This window comes from Aminobacter sp. P4_D5, from assembly GCF_056401815.1.
Map to the genome: position 1 here is coordinate 1 of NZ_JBFUIP010000103.1, position 19,881 is coordinate 19,881.

At 63.0% G+C, this 19,881-nt stretch carries 17 protein-coding genes; 6 read left to right on the forward strand and 11 right to left on the reverse strand.

The genetic code is table 11. From position 1 onward, the window contains the following. On the forward strand, nt 1-1,248 hold a 1,248-nt coding region (locus AC1DWF_RS20350; RefSeq protein WP_476841985.1), incomplete at its 5' end, for an SLC13 family permease. A gap of 160 nt (nt 1,249-1,408) precedes the next feature. Then, a complete protein-coding gene (locus AC1DWF_RS20355) occupies nt 1,409-2,632 on the forward strand; it encodes a glycerate kinase family protein (RefSeq protein ID WP_476841986.1) in 1,224 nt (407 codons plus the stop codon). Nucleotides 2,633-2,691: 59 nt separating this feature from the next. On the opposite strand, the gene AC1DWF_RS20360 is transcribed toward AC1DWF_RS20355, so the two are convergent. Beyond that, nucleotides 2,692-3,780: a S8 family serine peptidase gene (locus AC1DWF_RS20360; RefSeq protein ID WP_476841987.1), complete on the reverse strand. Its 1,089-nt coding sequence runs from the start codon at nt 3,778-3,780 to the stop codon at nt 2,692-2,694. On the opposite strand from AC1DWF_RS20360, the gene AC1DWF_RS20365 reads away from it, so the two are divergent. The 3 genes from AC1DWF_RS20365 (at nt 3,736) to AC1DWF_RS20375 (ending at nt 5,574) form a co-directional block, all read left to right on the forward strand. After that, nucleotides 3,736-4,053 (forward strand): hypothetical protein, encoded by a 318-nt coding sequence (locus tag AC1DWF_RS20365; RefSeq protein WP_476841991.1) that lies wholly within the window; start codon nt 3,736-3,738, stop codon nt 4,051-4,053. The genes AC1DWF_RS20360 and AC1DWF_RS20365 overlap by 45 nt on opposite strands. A gap of 202 nt (nt 4,054-4,255) precedes the next feature. Beyond that, entirely contained in the window at nt 4,256-4,795 is a 540-nt protein-coding gene (locus AC1DWF_RS20370; protein WP_476787132.1) for an RNA polymerase sigma factor, read from the forward strand. Next, entirely contained in the window at nt 4,792-5,574 is a 783-nt protein-coding gene (locus AC1DWF_RS20375) for an anti-sigma factor family protein (protein ID WP_476787131.1), read from the forward strand. Before AC1DWF_RS20370 ends, AC1DWF_RS20375 begins: the two co-directional genes overlap by 4 nt. Before the next feature lie 6 nt (nt 5,575-5,580). On the opposite strand, the gene AC1DWF_RS20380 is transcribed toward AC1DWF_RS20375, so the two are convergent. The 3 genes from AC1DWF_RS20380 to AC1DWF_RS20390 form a co-directional block, all read right to left on the reverse strand. Then, nucleotides 5,581-6,228 (reverse strand): LuxR C-terminal-related transcriptional regulator, encoded by a 648-nt coding sequence (locus AC1DWF_RS20380; RefSeq protein WP_476841988.1) that lies wholly within the window; start codon nt 6,226-6,228, stop codon nt 5,581-5,583. Nucleotides 6,229-6,312: 84 nt separating this feature from the next. Beyond that, complete coding sequence (gene glyA, locus AC1DWF_RS20385) at nt 6,313-7,617, reverse strand: serine hydroxymethyltransferase (protein ID WP_476804460.1); 1,305 nt, start codon at nt 7,615-7,617, stop codon at nt 6,313-6,315. 43 nt (nt 7,618-7,660) lie between these two features. Beyond that, on the reverse strand, nt 7,661-10,369 hold the full coding sequence (locus AC1DWF_RS20390; RefSeq protein WP_476785741.1) for a phosphoenolpyruvate carboxylase: 2,709 nt from the start codon (nt 10,367-10,369) through the stop codon (nt 7,661-7,663). Between the two features lie 366 nt (nt 10,370-10,735). Between AC1DWF_RS20390 and AC1DWF_RS20395 the strand changes: the two genes are divergently transcribed. Then, nucleotides 10,736-11,110, forward strand: a complete 375-nt coding sequence (locus tag AC1DWF_RS20395; protein WP_476841989.1) for a BRA0787 family protein — start codon at nt 10,736-10,738, stop codon at nt 11,108-11,110. A 159-nt stretch (nt 11,111-11,269) separates the two neighbouring features. On the opposite strand, the gene AC1DWF_RS20400 is transcribed toward AC1DWF_RS20395, so the two are convergent. From AC1DWF_RS20400 to AC1DWF_RS20430, 7 genes are all read right to left on the reverse strand, one after another. Then, complete coding sequence (locus AC1DWF_RS20400) at nt 11,270-11,902, reverse strand: sarcosine oxidase subunit gamma (protein WP_476786815.1); 633 nt, start codon at nt 11,900-11,902, stop codon at nt 11,270-11,272. Beyond that, nucleotides 11,895-14,957, reverse strand: a complete 3,063-nt coding sequence (locus tag AC1DWF_RS20405; RefSeq protein ID WP_476788056.1) for a sarcosine oxidase subunit alpha family protein — start codon at nt 14,955-14,957, stop codon at nt 11,895-11,897. Before AC1DWF_RS20405 ends, AC1DWF_RS20400 begins: the two co-directional genes overlap by 8 nt. Nucleotides 14,958-14,959: 2 nt before the next feature. Then, nucleotides 14,960-15,268 carry a sarcosine oxidase subunit delta gene (locus tag AC1DWF_RS20410; RefSeq protein WP_476786934.1) on the reverse strand — a complete coding sequence of 103 codons (309 nt, stop codon included), beginning with the start codon at nt 15,266-15,268 and terminating at the stop codon, nt 14,960-14,962. Nucleotides 15,269-15,284: 16 nt separating this feature from the next. Further along, the gene (locus AC1DWF_RS20415; RefSeq protein WP_476788057.1) at nt 15,285-16,538 is read right to left on the reverse strand and encodes a sarcosine oxidase subunit beta family protein; all 1,254 of its coding nucleotides are present in this window, start codon (nt 16,536-16,538) and stop codon (nt 15,285-15,287) included. Nucleotides 16,539-16,621: 83 nt separating this feature from the next. Further along, a complete protein-coding gene (gene glnT / locus AC1DWF_RS20420; protein WP_476786490.1) occupies nt 16,622-17,965 on the reverse strand; it encodes a type III glutamate--ammonia ligase in 1,344 nt (447 codons plus the stop codon). Nucleotides 17,966-17,994: 29 nt separating this feature from the next. Continuing rightward, a complete protein-coding gene (locus AC1DWF_RS20425; RefSeq protein ID WP_476788058.1) occupies nt 17,995-19,323 on the reverse strand; it encodes an FMN-binding glutamate synthase family protein in 1,329 nt (442 codons plus the stop codon). Between the two features lie 8 nt (nt 19,324-19,331). Next, nucleotides 19,332-19,881, reverse strand: a 550-nt coding sequence (locus tag AC1DWF_RS20430) for a GltB/FmdC/FwdC-like GXGXG domain-containing protein (RefSeq protein ID WP_476841990.1), incomplete at its 5' end; no start/stop codon positions are given.

Genomic DNA, 19,881 nt, shown 5'->3' on the forward strand with positions numbered 1-19,881 from the left:
GTCATGGACTTGCCGGAAACCCCGGTAGCGCTGGCCGGGGCGCTGGCGCTGGTTTTGGCAGGTGCCGTCGGCGAGCAGGCGCTTTTTGCGGCACTCGGCAGCGAGATCGTCGTCCTGATGCTGGCAGCCTTCGTCATTGGCGCGGTGCTGAAACAGACCGGGCTTGCCGAGCGCTGCGCTTTCCGCATGCTCGCGCCGTTCCGAACCGTGCAAAGCATTTTCTGGGCAACGACAGGCGCGATCTTCCTCACAGCCTTCCTTGTACCGTCGACATCAGCGCGTGCGGCGATCCTGATGCCTATCTTCCTGAGCTTGTCGGCGGCTATCGGCAGGCCGAGCGTGACGCGCGCACTTGCCTTGCTGTTTCCATCAGTGATCCTGCTCTCGGCTGCCGCTTCGCTGACAGGCGCCGGCGCTCATCTGGTGGCGGCCGATGCGATCAAGCGCGTTTCGGGCGAGCCCGTCGACTTCGCCACCTGGGCGGTGTTGAGCGCGCCCTTCGCGCTGATCTCCAGCCTCATCGCCTGCGGCCTGATCCTGTTTGTGTTCCTCAAAAGCGAAGACCGCAAAGCGCTGGTGACACATGCCGACGGGGCAGCAGGAGCATTCTCCAGCCGCGACAAGACCATTCTTGCAGTTGTTGGCATTACCGTCGCGCTTTGGGCAACCGGCAGCCTGCACGGCGTCGGCCTGCCCGTTGTGGCACTCGTGGGGGCGCTTGTCGTAGCTTCGAAATCCGTGTCGGGTATCACCTTCAAGGCCGCGCTCAAGGGCGTCGAGTGGAACCTGCTGCTATTTCTTGCCGCCACGCTCGTCATCGGCGAGGCCCTGCTCGAAACCGGCGCGGCCAAGCTAGTGGTCGACCGTGTCATGGCAGCCTTCCAAGGCTCGGTCGCCCCTGCCCCGTGGATCCTGATTGCCTTTGCGGCAACCGTGTCCGCGCTCRCCCATATTGTCATCACCTCGCGCACCGCGCGCGCCACCGTGCTCATCCCAGCACTGGCGCTGCCGCTCGCCGGGCTCGGCGTGAATCCGGCCGCGATGATCCTGGTCGTCACGCTCGGCAGCGGCTTTTGCCAGACGCTGATGGTCTCCGCCAAGCCGGTGACATTGTTCGGCGGCATGGAGCCGCCGGCGTTTTCGGCAGTCGATCTGCTATGGCTTTCTGCACTGCTTTTTATCCCCTTCATCGTCTTGCTAGGCGTCTTCGCGATCTTCGCCTGGCCGATGCTCGGCATGCCACTCTGACGCAAAGAAAAGTGTTGTTCAGATCTAATATGGCCAAGCCGGAGACGGCTTGGCCATATTCATTTAAGCCATTGTAATATTTTCATTTTTCGAACGGAATAAAGCTGGCCGGCTCCCGTTTCTCCTCCATCGTTCACATGAAAGACGAGGAGTTATTTCCATGACATTCACCGTTCTTGTCGCGCCTTCCGGCTTCAAGGAAAGCCTGTCCGCCAATGAAGTGGCCGACTGCATCGGCGAAGGCGTGCTGCGTGCATTTCCGCAAGCAAAGATCCTGAAGGCACCTATGGTCGACGGCGGCGAAGGCTTCACCGAAGCACTGATCGCAGCCACCGGCGGCACCATGCACCGCCTCACCGTGACAGGGCCGGTCGGTGATCCCGTGCCGTCGTTCTTTGGTTTCCTCGGCGGCGCGCCGGTACGCACCGCAGTCATTGAAATGGCGGCCGCCGCAGGCCTGCGCCTGGTGCCGCGTGACAGGCGAAACCCGTGCCTGACCACCAGCTACGGCGTTGGCGAACTGATCAAGGCAGCACTCGACGCTGGCGCTGAGCGTATTCTGCTCGGCTGCGGCGACAGCGGCATCAACGACGGCGGCGCCGGCATGGCCGAAGCGCTTGGCGTGCGCTTCCTCGACAATGAAGGCCGGCTGCTCGCCGCAGGCGGCGCGGAACTCGCAAGGCTCGCCAGCATCGACATGTCGGGCCGCGACCCGCGCCTCGAAAGCGTCCGCATCGATGCCGCTGTCAACTGGCACAACATGCTACTGGGCCCGCGTGGCGTTGCAAGGGTCTTCGGTCCGCAAAAAGGGGCAACGCCCGAGCAGGTCGAGCTTCTGGCGCAGGCCATGGACAACTACGCCGCGCATATCCTTGCCACCACCGGCATCGACGTTGGCGCGGCTGAAGGCGCTGGCGCGTCGGGCGGGCTCGGTGCCGCCGTACTTGGACTTTTGTCCGGTAAACTTCACCCGCGCTACGAAATCGTGATGAACTATCTCGACCTCGACAGTCTGATCGCCCGCGCCAATCTCATCATCACCGCCGAAGGCAGCCTCGATGGCCAGACCCCTTTCGGCAAGGTGCCGGCGGAGGTCGGTCACAGGGCCAAGGCAGCAGGCCTGCCGGTGATCGCGCTTGCCGGCACCATCGGCAAAGGTGTGACGCTCAATTTCGAGCACGGTATCGACGCCTTTGCCTCGATCCTCAAGCGTCCGTGCRGCCTCGACGAAGCCATTGATGCCGCATCGAAGCTGCTGGTGCGCGCCGCCGAGGACGCCTCGCGCATGATCCTGGTCGGCATGCGCCTCAATCAGGCCAGTGCCGTGCGGCGCAGCCAAAAGCAGCCTCCGCGCGCGAAAACTCCGTCCCGCGCCGCCGCCTGACGAAGAGGCAACGAAAGAGCCACCGCGGATTTCGCGGTGGCACTTTCGTGAGGCTGCTGTCAGCTCTGGCAGATCGTCCGTGCGTTGAGCAGGCCCCAGCCGAACACCGGGTCCTTGCCGGGCTTGCCCAGGTCTTCGGCACCTTGACGCAACAACGCTTCGACTTCGTCGGCCTTGAGTTGCGGATTGGCAGCCTTGATCATCGCCGCAGCAGCCGTGACGAAGGGGGCTGCGAAAGACGTGCCCGTCTTGGACGAGGCACCCTTGACCGAGGCCGCCGTCCAGACCTGGACGCCTGGTGCCGCGATGTCGATATGGTCGCCTGCGCCAGCGCGCCGGTAGGCATTCTTGCGCCGGTCGATCGCCGTCACCGCAATCACTTCCTCATAGGCGCCGGGATAAAGCGGGGCCGCGCGCGGGCCGCCATTGCCGGCGGCCGCGACCAATACGATGTCGCGCTGCGCCGCCAACTCGACAGTGCGCTCGAGCAGAAGGTTCGCCGGGCCGGTCAGGCTCATATTGATGACCAGCACGCCCTTTCCCGCCAACAAGTCGATCGCCCGCACAAGATCGTAGACGGCAGAACGGTCGTCATTGCCGGTGCGCTGGAATGCGTCGACGGCAACGAGTTCGCCGCCGGGCACGAGGCCGGGCGTTCGGCTTTCCGCCGAACCGACAAGAAGTGCCGCCACCGCCGTGCCGTGCTGGCGCGCCGACTCCGGCAGGTCGCCTGTCCCCAACCTTATGGTCTCGATCCGCCCACCGGCGAAGGCGAGATGTTCGGCATTGATCGCCGTGTCGATGAGACCGATCCGCACCGGGGCCGTGCAGCGATCCGGCATCGCCCCGGTCTCGGGCCAGCCAACGACATGGCGCGCCAGGCACTGGTCCGCACCGCAAGGGTCGGGGCGGTCCTGATCGGGCCGGTAGAAGTGGTTGAAGTCGACCGCTGCGTTGGGTGCCGCGGCTGCCACCTCAGTGCGCGCCGCCTCGAGCGTCGTGCCGCTGGGAACACGCAGTTTGACGATTTCGGCCCCGACGAGCGTTACATCAGCACGGTCGCTGATCAGATAGCCCGAGGCGGTCAGGTTCATGATCGCGCCTTGGTCGAGACCGAGTGCCACGATCTCTTGCGGCGCCTGGCGCACAAGTGCGGGAGCCGGCCGTGCGCCTGCCTTGCGGCGTGGTTCCGGTTTGCGGAAAAGGTCGAAAAGGCTTCGCCCCTTTCCAACCCCTTGTGCCGCCGTACTAGAGTCCCTGCTGCCGCCGGAGGAGCTTCCGCCTCCACCACCGCTGCCCCCGTCATCGTCATCATCGGCGAATACAAGGCCAGTTCCAAATACCTGCCCTATCAAAGGCGTTGCCACAGGGGCACCAAAAGTCGCGCCGCTCAAGGCCAGCGCGAAAACAATCGCAAGTGAACCCGATGGGGGCTTCAGAGGCATGGTTTGTCCTTTCCTGGCGATGCGGCACACCGACGGCAAATGTTAGCGATCCACATAAGCCTTTCGGCATCCCATATCATTTTGACTACATTTGTGCATTTTGGGCCCAACGGACGAAGCCCCTTCTTATTCCTTCGGGGACCGTATTATTCGCGGGGGAGAGACAGGATACGACTGCATGAAGGGTGACGAGGTTCCGGTCAGCGATCGTCTGGTCGCTTTCCTGCCCAATCTGCGACGGTTCGCCATCTCGCTGTGCCGGTCGCGCGACCTTGCCGATGACCTGGTGCAGGCGGCCTGCGAGCGGGCGCTTGCCGGACAGGAGCGGTTCGAGGCGGGCAGCCGTTTCGACGCATGGATGTTTCGCATCCTGCGCAATCTGTGGATCGACCAGGTCAGGCGCACAAAGACGGCTGGCCCGCGCGAAGACATCGACGACCGCCAGGATATTGTCGGTTCGAGCGGCGAACGCGACGTCGAAGCGCGCCTCACGCTGAAAAGCGTGGCTGTGGCGATCGACGAGCTTGTCGACGAACAGCGCGAGGTGCTGCTGCTCGTCTGCGTCGAGGATCTGTCCTACAAGGAAGCAGCCGAGGTGTTGTCGATCCCCATTGGCACTGTCATGAGCAGGCTTGCCCGCGCGCGCAAGAATCTTGCAGAGGCAGCCGGAATAAACCCCGCGGCGGACCGTTCACCCGAAAAAGGTGGGAAGATATGAACAGGCGCGATTTCGACGACGAAACCCTTATGGCCTTCGCCGACGGCGAGCTCGACGCTGAAACCACGGCGACAATCGAGGAGGCCATGGGCACCGATGACGCGCTAATTGCCCGCGTCGCCACCTTCATGGAAAGCCGCGCCCAGGCATCGGCTACGCTGAAGCCTTTGATCGACGAACCGGTACCCGACACCCTGACGTTGTCGGTGCAAAAATTGATCGACGAGGCGCGTCAGCGGGACAACGCACCTGTCGAAGCAAGCGAACTGCCTACTCAGGAGAACGTCATCGCGTTTCAGCCGCGCGCGCCACGCAAGATCAGCTCGAGCTGGGCACTGCCGCTGGCGGCTTCGCTCGCTGCCGTCATCGTCGGCGCCGGCGGGTATCTTGCCGGAAAGTCCGGCGGATCGGCTGCGGATGGTTTTGCCGTCGCTTCGCTCCACGATCCGGCCATCGTCAGGGCGATTGACGCCACACCGTCAGGTAACGATGTGACCGTCGGCGACACGACAGTAAAACTCGTTTCCAGTTTCCGTGACGAGGCGGGTGCGCTCTGCCGTGAGTTCGAGCTTCATCGACCGTCGAAGTCGTCGCTGGTTTCTGTCGTTTGTCGCGTCGACCAGCAATGGGATCTCAGGCTTGCAGTGGCGGCACCCGCTGCAGGACAAGACTACGTTCCGGCCGGGACCTCCGAAACTGTCGATGCCTATCTGACCACCACCCAGGCCGGGGCGCCGCTGTCGGAAGCGGAAGAGAAAAAGGCGCTCGGCCTGCCCTGACCGGCTCTATCGCGGGCTTGGTTGGGGGCCGCGCTTGCGCTCGCTGGCATAGAGCGCGACCGCCATGGCGCGGTTGCGCACGCCCAGCTTGTCGTAGAGATTTTTCAGGTGATACTTGACCGTGTTCTCCGAGATCCCGGTCCGTGTCGCGATCTGCAGATTGGTCCAGCCGTCGGCCAAAACGCCGAGCAGTTCGAGCTCGCGCGTCGTCAGGCGCGACAGCGGCGTCTCGTTGATCTTGGCGACATCGACATAAGGAATGCAGATACGGCCATTTGCCACCGCAAGAAGCGTGTCGAACAGGATGCACGGGTCGTCGAACTGATAGCAGAAGCCCTGGGCGCCGAGCCGCACGCATTGCTTCAGAATGCCGACATCATGGTCGTTGGAAAAGATGACCAGCCGCGCCACCAGCTGCCGGCGCTGGAGTTCGGCCAACACCTCGCCGGCATMCATGTCGGATAGCTTCCAGCCGACGATGGCGACGTCGAAAGCCGGCCGCGCTTCCTCCACGGCCCGTATGAAGGCCTCGCCGCTCTGGACTCCCTCGGCGAAATCAAAGCGCTCGTCGCGGCTGATCATGTCGCGCAAGGCCGAAATCACCAGCGGATTGCGCTCGGCGATCAGGACATTCAGCTTCTTTTGTTGCGCCATCAGCCCGCCATCGACATCGGCATCCTGCCTTGGCGCATTCCAACCGAATTCGCCAAGGCAATGCCCGCTCTTCTACGACAGAAATCAGTCGTAGATTCGGAATCGCCCGACCAAATCGCGTGTTTCTTCGCGAACGGCGGCCTCGATCTTAACGTTGCCTTCCTCGCCATTGGCCGCAAGCCCGTCGATGACGGCCATCGTCATGCGCCCGACCTGGCGGAACTCTTCATTGAGGAAACCGCGCGTCGTGCAGGCAGGTGTGCCAAGACGAACACCAGACGTGACCATCGGTCCCTGCGGGTCGAACGGGATGCCGTTCTTGTTGCAGGTGATGTGGGCGCGGCCGAGTGCAGCTTCGACAGCCTTGCCGGTGAGGTTCTTGCGCCTGAGATCGACCAGCATCAGATGCGTGTCGGTACCGCCTGAGACGATGTCGACACCACCATCCTGCAGCGTTTCGGCGAGCGCCTTGGCGTTGGATACGACGTTGGCGGCATAGACCTTGAAGTCGGGCGTCAGCGCCTCGCCAAAGGCAACCGCCTTGGCGGCAATGACATGCATCAGCGGCCCACCCTGAAGACCAGGGAAAACAGCCGAATTGATCTTCTTGCCGATCTCTTCGTCGCTGGACAGCACCATGCCGCCACGCGGCCCACGCAGGGTCTTGTGCGTCGTGGTAGTCACGACATGGGCGTGTTCGAGCGGATTGGGATGGACGCCACCGGCCACCAGGCCCGCGAAATGCGCCATGTCGACGAACAGCTTGGCGCCAACCTCGTCGGCGATCTCACGGAACGCCTTGAAGTCGATGATACGCGGATAGGCCGAACCGCCGGCGAGGATCACCTTGGGCTGGTGCTTCTTGGCGAGGTCGCGCACCTCGTCCATGTCAATGCGGCAGGTGTCAGGCTTGACGCCATAGGAGACGACGTTGAACCACTTGCCGGACTGGTTGACCGGCGCGCCATGGGTCAGGTGCCCGCCTGCGGAAAGGTTGAGGCCCAAGAAGGTATCGCCGGGCTTCATCAGCGCCATGAACACCGACTGGTTGGCCTGGCTGCCCGAATTGGGCTGGACGTTGGCGAAGCTGCAGCCGAACATCGTCTTGGCGCGCTCGCGCGCCAGATCCTCGATCTCGTCGACATAGGCGCAGCCGCCATAATAGCGGCGGCCGGGATAACCCTCGGCGTATTTGTTGGTCAGCACCGAACCTTGCGCCTCAAGCACCGCCTTGGAGACGATGTTTTCCGACGCGATCAGCTCGATCTCGTCGCGCTGGCGCTGAAGCTCCCGACCCATCGCGTCGCTGACGGCGGGGTCCGCCTGGGCAACGCCGGTGCGGAAGAAGTGGCGGGCACTGCCGATGCCGGGTCTGGTGGGAATATTCATGAGGCTCCTCCCTAATAGCGCCGTGCGGCGCCCAAATTTGTGTTCATCCGGTCCAGCCGAGGCCGGCGGAAATGCAGTTGATCGAAAGCAAGAGCGCGTTGACCGCGCGCTTGGGGTTGGCGGTGGCGCCATCCTGGGCGCGAACCTCGCGCAAGAGCTGCACCTGCAGCCGGTGGATCGAGTCCATCTGCGGCCGGATGCGGTCGAAATGGCGCTTGAAGGCCGGAAAACGCTCTGACAGCTTCAGCCCGCCATTGACCTCGGAGATCATCCGCCGCGTCAGCGCATATTCGGCCGATATCTTGCGGTAGATGCGCTCGCCGACCTCGCGGTCCTGCACCAGTCCGGCATAGAGACAGCCAATGTCCATGTCGGACTGGTAGAGGCCCTTGTCGACCTCGTCGACGACGAGGCGAAAGAAGCGTGAGCGCTCGAACATCTGCCTGAGCAGTTCCAGACCAGCCTCGCCGCGCACGTTGACGAACGAGTTCAACGCGCTGCCGATGCCGTACCAGTTGGTCAAGAGATGACGGTTCTGGCTCCAGGCGAAGACCCAAGGAATGGCGCGCAGGTCGGAGATGTCGCGGGCGCCGAAACGACGCGCTGGGCGCGAGCCGATCTTGAGCAGCGACAATTCCTCGACCGGGCTTGCCTGGTGGAAATAATCGATAAAACCCGGCTCATTGATGAGGCCCGAATATGACGCCTGCGACATGCCGGTCAGTGCTTCCAGTGCTTCGCTGAACTCGGGGATGTCCTTGAGCTCGGCTTCGTTCGGCGACTTGACGCTGTGGGCAAAGACGCTCGCAGCGAGGATTTCGAGCTGGTAGAGCCCGGTGCCGCGATTGGCGAATTTCGACGAAACGACCTCACCCTGTTCGGTGACGCGCATCGCACCGCCGATCGTGCCGGCTGGTTGGGCGGCGATCGCCCTGCCCGTCGGCGCACCGCCGCGGCTGACCGACCCGCCTCTGCCATGGAAGAAGCTGATCTTGACCTTGCGCTTGATGCCGAGCGCTGTGATCCGCCGCTGCGCCTTGTTCAGCTCCCAGTTGGAGGCAAGGAAGCCGCCATCCTTATTGGAGTCGGAGTAGCCGAGCATCACTTCCTGGGCGTTGCCGAAATCGCGCACCGAGCGGCGGACAATGGAGACGCCAAACAACTGGTCGAGGATTTCGGGCGCGGCGCGCAGATCGTCGATGGTTTCAAACAGCGGCACGACGCGGAGTGCGATGGTTCCGCTGCCGTCCATGACTGTCGCCAGGCCGGAATATTGAGCGAGCAGATAAACGGCCAAAAGATCGTCGCTCGACCGCGTCATCGACAAGATGAAGGCACCGACAGCGCCACCATTGAGGCCAGCCGAAGCCTTACGGATGACATCGAACAGGTCGAGCAGTTCCTGTGCTTCTTCGGAAAGCGCCAGGCGATCGACCTCTAGCTGTTCGCCGGAATTCAGCGCCGCGCGGATACGCTGCGTCCATTGCGGGGTATCGGGTGCTGGTGCAGCAGCCGGATCGGCGAGCTTGAACAACTCGGCCAACACCCGATTGACGACAGTGGAGTTCTGCCTGATGTCGAGCGAAACGGTGCGGAAGCCGAAGGTTTCAACCTGCTGGCGCAAGGGCCGGACAAAACGCCTGGCGATCAGCTTGCCGCCGAGCTGGGCCAGCACGTTTTCAAGCTCGCGCAGGTCAGCCTTGAAGGCATCCGAGCGACCATAAGGCTTGGCCGAAGCCTCGCCGCGCATCGCCTCCAGACGGTCGAGCATAGCGGCGGCGAACTGGCGCAGCGGCTCTTCGGGATTGCGTGCGACGATCTCCGAGGCATTGCCGCTGCGGTGCAGCGCATGCCCCAGCGCCTTGATGAAGGTATCAGGGATATCGACGACATTGGCGCTGATGCTGAGCACGGTGACCAGCTTGCGCACCTGGCCGATGTACCAGCCGACGATCGCCTGGCGGCATTCATTAAGCGCATAGGCCGTGGTCTTGGCGGTGACGTTGGGATTGCCATCGCGGTCGCCGCCAATCCAGGAGGCATAGCGCATGAACGACGGCACCTTGAGGTCATATTCCGGATAGTGACGCGCCAGCGCTTCTTCGACGCTGTCATAAAGCTTGGGCGTCGCCTCGAAGATCACTTCGCGGAAGAAGTGCAGGCCCCAGGCGATTTCACGTTCCACCGACGGCCGTTCGAGTCGCAGCTCGCCCGACATCCACAAAAGCTCGATCTCGCTCTTGAGGTCGCTGATGTGCTGCTCGCGTTCGCGCGGCGCCCAGCGCTGCTGTTCGAGTTCGGTCAGCTTGCGATAGATGCGGCGGTGGATTTCAAGCACGGTGACGCGCTTGGCCTCGGTGGGATGCGCCGTCATGGTGGGGCCGACGCAGAGGTCATCGAGGGTGGCCTGGATCTGCTCGGCCGGGTAGCCGCCGGCTGCGATTTCGCCCATGACATTGGCAAACGAGCCGATCACTTCGTCAGCACCGCCCATCTGCTCAAGCTCACGGCGCGAGCGCATCGCAAGCAGCTCATTGGCGATTGCGACAAGCTGGAACCAGATGCCGGTGGCCTGCAGAGCGGCTATGCGTTGCTCGCTGGCCAGAGCATCGAGGCTCACGCGGCCGGTAAGCACCTCCGCCATATTGGGCTCGCGTTCGCTGACGACGGCCAGGAGCAGCCTGAAAAGCAGGCTGCGGACGTCTTCGCGAAAGCTGAGTGGTCTGCTCTCCTCCAAGCGGCACCCGTTCATCTCGTGTTGTTCCGGGGCGCCGAACCGTTGAGCCGGCTATCCCGAAAATGCTGTTTTCCCGAAAGCAAGCAGATCGGTTTTCCCGCCCGTTGAAAACGCCCCGTACGGGTAGATTTCCTATTCGTTCGGGTGGTGCCGGCACTGGCCGAACGATGATTGCCTGGCACAAATCGGACTACCGCTGCGGGCGGAAAATCAGGAACTTCGTCACGATTGGTCCAGCGCGTTTTGCAGTGGACGACATTTAACTCATGTGCAAGTATGTTGCATACAAGGCAAGTTGGGGAGGCGCATGAAAGTGAGGTCAGCTACCGAAATCCGCATCCCCGCAGCACAATCCAACCGAGCTTGAAGAGGAACATGCCAATGCAGAAAGTGCTGCCGGAACTTTTCGAAGGCCACGCGCCCATCACCCTCCAGAACGCCTTTCATGACGCGCTCGAAGCGCTCGAGGAATGGAAGGAAGGAAGCGAAGAACCGCTCGTCGCGGTCGACAGCTTCAACGTGCCCATCAGCCATATCTTCGCCCGCATGAGCGCCTGCACAGATCTGTTGCCGCTGCGCACGCGCGACGTGCTGGAAACCATCATCGACAAGGGCTCGTTCCGGGCCACCGGCGGGTCGTTCTATGCCGACGGTGCCAAGCTGGTAATGCCACTCTGCGTCGAGCGCATGACCTTGTCGTTGCTGCGCCCGACGGCCTCGCTGATCCAGCTGCGCAAGGCCTGCGTCGAGGCCTGATCCTGTTCCAATCCAATGAGCTCTGCCGGAAGCGTCCTGCGCTTGCGGCAGAGCTTTTCCATGCCTGAATGTCAGCCTGGCTCGTGAGACTGCGCGTCAAAAGAAGAAGCCCCGTCCAGTCGAACGGGGCTTTCCTGTTTGGCTGATGCGCAGCGCGTGTCAGGCTGCGCGGGCGCTCGAAGCTTCGACGCCATACTCCAGCGACGAATCCACAATGGTGTGCCACAGGCTGTCAGAGAAGCTGGTGAAGACCAGTATATTGTAGACGGGATGTCCGTCAGCGCCATTGGCCTCGCGCCAGAAATTGACCGCCGTGTGGTCAATCGACGTGTTCGCTGCGGTGCCGACCGGAAAGGCCGCGTCATGCAAGTCGAGCGACGAGAACTTCGCGATCGCATCGCGGCCACGCGGTCCTGAAACGCGGATCAGGCAGCGGCCGTCCGACTGATCGGACAGCGACGCCGAGCCAGCGAAAACCTGGGTCATGGCTGCAAGCTGCGATGCCTCATCGGTACGTGGCGCAATGACCGTGAACTGGTCGGGACCAGACCAGATCAGCGTGGCGGTTTTGCCTATGACGGCCTTGGGTGTGGTTGGTGCCTCGACGCCGAAGAGCTTCTTGGCTGCCTTGGCGGTTTCCGCCGCTTTGCCGCGCCGCGCCATGACCTGCACCAGAACGATGTCGCGCACTTCGTTGAGCGTCACGCCGGCATGTGTTCCAGACGCGCCGTGACGGCCCGGAACGAGTGCCTTCTGCAACGGCGATTGGGTGTTCCAGAGATAATCAACCACGCTGGCGCGCTCCTTCTGGATCGTAGAAGACTGGGTTGCAGATTTCGGCTTCGTAGTCCTCACTGCGCAGCGGGTCGTGGATGCGCACGATTTCTCCGAAGCGCTCGCGGCCGCGTTCGACCAGACCAAGGCCGATCCACTGTTCCAGCATCGGCGAATAGCAGACCGAGGTGACGTAGCCCTGGTCCGTCTGCGGACCTGGGATCGCACCCTTGGGAACGACATGGGCACCGGAGCGCAGGCGGCGTTTTGGGTCGAGCGGCTTGATACCGACGACGACCTGACGGTCGGTGGCAGTCAGCCCTTCACGACCCGCCATGACGCGGCCAATGAAGTCCTTCTTCTTCGACATCATCTTGCCAAGGCCGAGATCGTCGGCGGTCGTGGTGCCATTGAGCTCGGGACCAGCGACGTGTCCCTTTTCGATGCGCATGACGCCAAGGGCTTCGGTGCCATAGGGCGTGACGCCCAGATCGCGGCCGGCAATCATCAGGTTTTGCGCCATGGCAGCGCCATAGCGGGCCGGAACCGAGATCTCGAAGGCGATTTCGCCGGAGAACGAGATACGGAATAGGCGTGCCGTGACCCCGCCCCGCAGCTTGACCTCGCGCGCACCCATGAACGGGAAGCCCTCATTGGTCATGTCTTCCGACGGATCGACAAGTTCCTGCAGCAGCTTGCGGGTGTTGGGCCCGGCGATGGAGAACTGCGCCCACTGGTCGGTGGCGGACGACAACTGCACGTCGAGTTCGGGCCAGAGCACCTGGCGGCAGAATTCAAGATGCGCCATGACAGGCCCGGCCTTGGCCGTGGTCGTGGTCAGGAAATAGTGGTCTTCAGCGATGCGCGAGGTCGTGCCGTCGTCCATCACGATGCCATCCTCACGCAGCATCAGGCCGTAGCGGGCCTTGCCAACGGCGAGCGAGGAGAAGGCGTTGATGTAGACGCGGTCGAGGAAGGTACCGGCGTCGGCACCACGCACATCGACCTTGCCGAGCGTGGAAACGTCGCAGAAGCCGACGCCGTTGCGCACTGCGAGCACTTCACGGGTGACCGATTCAATCCAGTCCTTTTCGCCCGGCTGCGGATACCATTGCGCGCGCTTCCACAGGCCGGTGTCGACGAATACCGCGCCACGTGCAGCTGCCCAATGATGCGACGGCGTCAGGCGCCAGGCGTGGAAGCTCTCGTCGCGGTGATGGCCAGCGAGCGCGCCGATGGCCACCGGGGCATAGGGTGGACGATAGATCGTCGTACCAGTCTGCGGGATGGTGCGGCCGGTGGCGTCGGCCATGATGGCGAGGCCGGTGATGTTGGAGGTCTTGCCCTGGTCGGTCGCCATGCCAAGCGTGGTGTAGCGCTTGAGATGCTCGACGCTCTCGAAGCCTTCGCGCTGCGCCAGCGTCACGTCGGATACGGTGACGTCGTGCTGGAAGTCGACGAATGCCTTGCCCTTGGCCTTGACCTGCCAGAGTGGCGAGATCGCGTAGGACTCGTCGCCGGCTTCCGACGCTTCGCCGGCATTGCCTGAAGCACCGCAATCGGCCGCCGCTGCCGCACCGGCTGCATGGCCGTCGCGCAGGCAGGCACCGAGGGAGAATTCGCCACGCGCCGCACCGGCCATGACCATGCCCTTGGGGGCCTCGCCGGGGATGAAGGCAGCGATATCGTCACGCCAAACAGGCTTGCCGCGATGGAAGCAGGACAGTCCGACATTGGGGTTCCAACCGCCCGAAACAGCCAGGCAGTCGGCGTCGATCTGCTGCTTGCGGCCGTTATTGTCGGTAACGATGACGCCKCGCACGCCGTCGACGCCGCCCTTGACGTCGGACACGCCGCCCGAGAGCACACGCAGATCCGAGAGCTCGGCAAGGGCCTGATATTCCGCCGGCACCTTACCGCGGGGATCGATCACAGCGGAAATGTCGCCACCGGCCTGCTGGATCGCCTCGACCGTGCGCCAGCCATCGTCATTGTTGGTGAATAGCGCAACGCGCTTGCCCGGCATCGCTGCGAAGCGGTTGACATAGGTGCGGACGGCCGAGGCCATCATCACGCCCGGACGGTCATTGCCCGGGAAGGCTATTGGCCGCTCGATGGCGCCAGCGGTGACGACCGAGCGCTTGGCGACGATGCGCCAGAGACGCTGGCGGACCTGATGCGGACCGGGCACCGGGACATGGTCGTTGACGCGTTCGAGCGCGGTATGAACACCGCCGTCATAGACGCCGAACAGTGCTGTGCGGACCATGATGCGGACATTTGGCAGCGAAGCGAGCTCGGCCGCCGTGCGCCGCACCCATTCGTCCGCATGCATGCCATCGATCTCGCCACCATCGCTGAGCAGGCGGCCACCGACACGGACGTCTTCTTCGACAAGAATAACACGCGAACCGGCCCGGCCAGCGGCCAATGCGGCCGAAAGACCAGCAGCCCCGCCACCAACGACGAGCACGTCGCAATGGGCCCAGGCCTTGTCGTAGTGATCGGGATCGGGCAGTTCGGCGCTCTTGCCGAGGCCGGCGGCGCGGCGGATGATCGGCTCGTAGATCGCTTCCCAGAACTTCGCCGGCCACATGAAGGTCTTGTAGTAGAAGCCGGCGACGAAGATCGGCGAAAACAGCTGATTGATCGACATGAAGTCGCGGCGCAGCGAGGGCCAGCGGTTCTGGCTCTGGGCTACCAGCCCGTCATAAAGCTCTTGCGTTGTGGCGCGGGTGTTTGGTTCCTTGCGCGCACCGGTTCGCATCTCGACGAGTGCGCTTGGCTCTTCCGAGCCTGCGGTGATGATGCCGCGCGGGCGGTGATACTTAAAGGAGCGCGCCACCAGCTTGACGCCATTGGCAACGAGTGCCGAGGCCAGCGTATCGCCGGCAAAGCCGGACATGACCTTGCCGTCGAAGGAAAACTGCAGTGGTGCCTGGCGGTCGATCAGGCCGCCGCTGCGCAGCCGGTGCGACTGGCTGGCGGATGCTGCCTGGCTGCGCGCGCTGGGGGTGCTGCCCTCAAGTGCGGCCGTCCTGTCGAGCGGTTCAGATCCGGAATAGCCCGACATCTTTATTCTCCTGCCTGCACCGGCTTGGACGCACCCACGCCGGGGGCCGCCGTCACCGATCTGAATTCATGCGTCACCGTGTTACGCTCGGCTATCAGCCAGGAGCGGCATCCGCCGCCGTGGTACCAATATTCGCGCATGTAGCCGGCGACGTTGTCGCGCAGATAGACATAGTCGTGGAAAGCGTCCTCGACGCGATCGGGGCTTTCGCCGCTATCGATTGCGAAGTTGGGCCGCTTGGGCGAGGCGTCGCCGAGATAGGTGAACTCGCCGTTCTCGCGTTCGCCGCAGAAAGGACATGCAATACGCATTCCGCCAGTCTCGCTTTCAGTGCAGGTTGGGTTGGGCGCCTTGGCCCTTTTCATCGATCATCGCGCCGCGACGGAACCGGTCGAGCCGGAAGCGTGCAGCCTCGGGATGCGGTTCGTCGCGCGCCAGCAAATGGGCAAAGACGAGGCCCGACGCCGGTGTCGCCTTGAAGCCGCCATAACACCAGCCGGCGTTGAGATAGAGGCCATCGATCGGGGTCTTGTCGATGATCGGGGTGCCGTCCATCGACATGTCCATGATGCCGCCCCACTGGCGCAGCATGCGGACGCGGCCGATCATCGGCATGACTGCCATGCCGCCTTCGCAAACGTCCTCGACCACCGGCATGTTGCCGCGTTGGGCGTAGGAATTGTAGCCGTCGAGGTCGCCACCAAATACGAGGCCGCCCTTGTCGGACTGGCTGATGTAGAAGTGGCCGGCGCCAAAAGTGATGACGCCCGGGATGAGCGGCTTGATCGCCTCGGAAACGAAGGCCTGGAGCACATGGCTTTCGATCGGCAGCTTCATGCCGGCCATGGCGGCAACACGCGAGGTGCTGCCGGCCACCGCCATGCCAACCTTGCCGGCGCTGATCTTGCCGCGCGATGTCTCGACGCCGGTGACCTTGCCATTCTGGTCGCGGACGAAGCCGGTGACTTCGCAATTCTGGATGATGTCGACGCCACGCTGGTCGGCGGCGCGCGCATAACCCCATACCACCGCATCGTGGCGGGCGGTGCCGCCGCGGCGCTGCATGAGGCCGCCCATGATCGGGAAGCGCGGGCTGTCGTAATTGAGGAACGGCAATTCCTTGCGGATCTGCACGGCGTCGAGCAATTCTGCGTCGATGCCATTGATGCGCATGGTGTTGCCACGGCGGGCAAAGGCGTCGCGCTGGGCATCGGAGTGATAGAGGTTGATGATGCCGCGCTGGGAGACCATCGCATTGTAGTTAAGATCCTGCTCCATGCGCTCCCACAGCTTCATCGACATCTCGTAGAAGCCGGTATTGCCGGGAAGTCCGTAGTTGGAGCGGATGATGGTGGTGTTGCGGCCGGCGTTGCCGGAGCCGATCCAGCCCTTTTCAAGCACCGCGACATTGCGGATGCCGTACTCGTTGGCGAGGAAATAAGCCGTGGCGAGCCCATGTCCGCCGCCGCCGATGATGATCACGTCGTAGTGGCTCTTGGGTGCCGGATCGCGCCAGGCGCGGGTCCAGCCCTTGTGGCCGGACAGGGCTTCCTTGGCGAGTGAGAAGATCGAATATTTCATCGCATGTGTTCCGGCGAAATGTGAGGTGTGTCCGAGGCCCGCGCCCGATCTGGAAGACCGGGCGCAATGCCTGTTTGGGTGCCTCAGACGTCCAGCGTGTGGTCGCGTTCCCACTGGGTGAAGTGGGAAGCGTAGGAGTTCCACTCCTGGTGCTTGAGCTTGATGTAGGCGGCGGAGAACTCTTCGCCCATCGCAGCCTTCAGCTCGCTGTCTTCGTCATAGGCGCGCAGTGCATCAAGCAGGTTGAGCGGCAGCTTGGCGCCATGGGTGACGGTGTGGCCTTCACGGTACATGTCGACATCGCTGCGCGGGCCAGGATCGGCCTTGGAGCGAATGCCGCTGAGGCCGGCGGCGATGATGATCGCCTGCATCAGGTAGGGGTTGGCAGCGCCGTCGGGCAGGCGCAGTTCGAAGCGGCCGGGGCCTGGCACACGCACCATGTGGGTGCGGTTGTTGCCGGTCCAGGTCACTGTGTTAGGCGCCCAGGTCGCACCCGAAAGGGTACGCGGTGCGTTGATGCGCTTGTAGGAATTGACAGTCGGGTTGCAGATCGCGGCGAGCGCCGAGGCATGCTTCATGATGCCGCCGAGGAAGTGGCGGCCCTTCTCGGAAAGACCGAGTTCCATGTTCTTGTCGGCAAAGGCATTGGACTTGCCGGCAAGATCCCACACCGAGATATGGGCATGGCAGCCAGAGCCGGTGAGACCCTGGAAGGGCTTCGGCATGAAGGTCGCGCGCAGGCCGTGCTTTTCGGCGATCGAGCGAACCATGAACTTGAAGAAGGAGTGCTTGTCGGCGGTCTGGAGAACGTCGTCATACTCCCAGTTCATTTCGAACTGGCCGTTCGCGTCCTCATGGTCGTTCTGGTAGGGCTTCCAGCCGAGGTCGAGCATGGCATCGCAGATTTCGGCGATGACGTCGAAGCGGCGCATGACAGCCTGTTGGTCATAGCAGGACTTTGCCGCCGTATCGTACTCGTCGGCAATCTGGCTGCCATCCGGCGTGGTGAGGAAGAATTCCGGCTCGACGCCGGTCTTGACCCGCATGCCTTCCTTGGCGGCTTCGGCGACCAGGCGCTTCAGCGTGTTGCGCGGGGCTTGGGCGACACCCTTGCCTTCCATCAGGCAGTCAGATGCGAGCCAGGCTACTTCCGGGCGCCACGGCAGCTGGATCACTGAAAGCGGATCCGGCACAGCCAGCATGTCTGGATGTGCCGGGGTCAGATCCAGCCAGGTCGCGAAGCCGGCAAAGCCGGCTCCGTCCTTTTGCATGTCCGAAATGGCCTGCGCCGGCACCAGCTTGGCGCGCTGACCTCCAAAGAGGTCCGTATACGAGACCATGAAATATCGGATGTTGCGAGCCCTTGCGAACTCTTTGAGATCAGTCACCTCCGACTGATCGATTTTGGCTTCAAAGGCCGTACCCATGTGAATTGCTCCTCCCAATCCTTGTGGTTTTAAAAGGGACCCTTACCAGGCACCCAGCTCGTTCCCGCTAGCGGCACGCCAGCCATGGCGGCAGCTTCGATCGAAAGAGCGCAGAGATCCTCAGGCTCGAGATTGTGCAAGTGATTCTTGCCGCAGGCACGGGCGATCGTCTGTGCCTCTAGCGTCATGACCTTCAGATAATTCGCCAGACGGCGACCAGCTGCGATCGGATCAACGCGCTTCATCAGCTCGGGATCCTGCGTGGTGATGCCGGCAGGGTCCTTGCCCTCGTGCCAATCGTCGTAAGCGCCGGCAGTGGTGCCGAGCTTCTGGTATTCGTCCTCCCAACGCGGGTCGTTGTCGCCGAGCGCGATAAGCGCCGCGGTTCCAATCGATACTGCATCGGCGCCGAGTGCAAGCGCTTTGGCCACATCGGCACCATTGCGTATGCCACCGGAGACAATCAGCTGAACCTTGCGGTGCATGCCGAGATCCTGGAGCGCCTGAACGGCAGGACGGATACAAGCCAGGATCGGCTGGCCGACGTGCTCGATGAACACCTCCTGGGTTGCTGCCGTGCCGCCCTGCATGCCGTCGAGCACAACGACGTCGGCGCCGGCCTTCACTGCTAGTGCCGTGTCATAATAGGGGCGCGCGCCACCAATCTTGACGTAGATCGGCTTTTCCCAATCGGTGATCTCGCGGATTTCGAGGATCTTGATCTCGAGATCGTCCGGACCGGTCCAGTCGGGGTGACGGCAGGCCGAGCGCTGATCGATACCCTTGGGCAGCGTACGCATTTCTGCAACGCGGTCGGAAATCTTCTGACCCAAAAGCATGCCGCCGCCGCCCGGCTTGGCGCCCTGGCCGACAACGATTTCGATGGCATCAGCACGACGCAGATCGCGCGGGTTCATGCCGTAGCGCGACGGCAGGTACTGGTAGACCAGTTGCTTGGAATGCCCGCGCTCTTCCTCGGTCATGCCGCCGTCGCCGGTGGTCGTCGAGGTTCCAGCAATCGTTGCGCCGCGGCCGAGTGCTTCCTTGGCCGGGCCCGACAGCGAGCCGAAGCTCATGCCGGCAACGGTGATCGGAATCTTCAGTTCGATCGGCTTCTTGGCGTAACGCGCGCCGAGCACCACCGAGGTGTCGCACTTTTCACGGTAGCCTTCGAGCGGATAGCGCGAAATCGAAGCGCCGAGGAACAGAAGGTCGTCGAAATGCGGGACCTTGCGCTTCGCACCGGAGCCACGAATGTCATAAATACCGGTCGCTGCGGCGCGACGGATTTCGGACATTGCATATTCATCGAACGTGGCCGACTTGCGTGGCGTCGTCGGAGGATTGTGATAGCTCATTTTGTTCCTCAGTAAGCGTCGGCGTTGTCGATGTTGAAGTTGTAGAGCGTACGCGCGGAACCGTAGCGCGAGAACTCTTCCGGCTTGACGTCGGCGATGCCGGCGCGATCAAGCAGGTCCTTCAGGATGGCGATGTGCTCGGGGCGCATTTCCTTCTTGATGCAGTCAGCGCCCAGGCTCTTGACCGAGCCGCGCACGAACAGGCGCGCCTCGTAGATCGAGTCGCCTAGCGCATCGCCGGCATCGCCGAGGACAACGAGATTGCCGGACTGAGCCATGAAGGCCGACATGTGGCCGATATTGCCGCGCACGACGATGTTGATGCCCTTCATCGAGATGCCGCAGCGCGAMGAGGCGTTGCCTTCGATGACCAGCAGGCCGCCGCGACCGGTGGCGCCCGCATATTGGCTGGCGTCGCCCTTCACGATGATCGTGCCCGACATCATGTTTTCACCGACGCCGGGGCCAGCCGAACCATGCACGGTGATCGTGCTGTTCTGGTTCATGCCGCCGCAATAGTAGCCGACTGAGCCCTGCACATCGATCGAGATCGCGTGC

Excerpts from the sequence above, each read along its gene's own strand:
- glyA (WP_476804460.1), bottom strand. The coding sequence starts at position 7,617 with ATGAATATTCCCACCAGACCCGGCATCGGCAGTGCCCGCCACTTCTTC.
- AC1DWF_RS20415 (WP_476788057.1), bottom strand. The coding sequence starts at position 16,538 with ATGAAATATTCGATCTTCTCACTCGCCAAGGAAGCCCTGTCCGGCCAC.
- glnT (WP_476786490.1), bottom strand. The coding sequence starts at position 17,965 with ATGGGTACGGCCTTTGAAGCCAAAATCGATCAGTCGGAGGTGACTGAT.
- AC1DWF_RS20425 (WP_476788058.1), bottom strand. The coding sequence starts at position 19,323 with ATGAGCTATCACAATCCTCCGACGACGCCACGCAAGTCGGCCACGTTC.
- AC1DWF_RS20390 (WP_476785741.1), bottom strand. The coding sequence starts at position 10,369 with ATGAACGGGTGCCGCTTGGAGGAGAGCAGACCACTCAGCTTTCGCGAA.
- AC1DWF_RS20410 (WP_476786934.1), bottom strand. The coding sequence starts at position 15,268 with ATGCGTATTGCATGTCCTTTCTGCGGCGAACGCGAGAACGGCGAGTTC.
- AC1DWF_RS20375 (WP_476787131.1), top strand. The coding sequence starts at position 4,792 with ATGAACAGGCGCGATTTCGACGACGAAACCCTTATGGCCTTCGCCGAC.
- AC1DWF_RS20395 (WP_476841989.1), top strand. The coding sequence starts at position 10,736 with ATGCAGAAAGTGCTGCCGGAACTTTTCGAAGGCCACGCGCCCATCACC.
- AC1DWF_RS20370 (WP_476787132.1), top strand. The coding sequence starts at position 4,256 with ATGAAGGGTGACGAGGTTCCGGTCAGCGATCGTCTGGTCGCTTTCCTG.